The organism is Trabulsiella guamensis ATCC 49490 (genome assembly GCF_000734965.1).
Lineage (GTDB): Bacteria > Pseudomonadota > Gammaproteobacteria > Enterobacterales > Enterobacteriaceae > Trabulsiella > Trabulsiella guamensis.
Genome location: NZ_JMTB01000271.1, coordinates 1 through 211 on the forward strand (window position 1 = coordinate 1; position 211 = coordinate 211).

The 211-nt window shown below is 57.3% G+C and carries 1 protein-coding gene; it reads right to left on the reverse strand.

What is annotated here, in order from left to right; translation table 11 throughout:
- Positions 1 to 76 precede the first annotated feature (76 nt).
- Positions 77 to 205 (reverse strand): phage tail tube protein, encoded by a 129-nt coding sequence (locus GTGU_RS23865; protein WP_281173007.1) that lies wholly within the window; start codon positions 203 to 205, stop codon positions 77 to 79.
- Between the last annotated feature and the right edge of the window lie 6 nt (positions 206 to 211).

Below are 211 nucleotides of genomic sequence, written 5' to 3' on the forward strand. Positions count from 1 at the left end.
TGTGAAGCGTTTCGTCCGTGGTGCCTTTGCCGGTGAGCAGACCGTGCGGCAGGGTGAAAGTCAGTTCTGCCATCGCTTACACCTTCACACACTGCTGACCGATGAAGTTCGCTGTCACCGTTCCGGCGTCTTCGTCCAGTTCGGCCGGGTTGTCGGTTGCCGCGCGGGTCATCATATAATTAAGGCCGTTGTCACCGTAGAACATCACCGT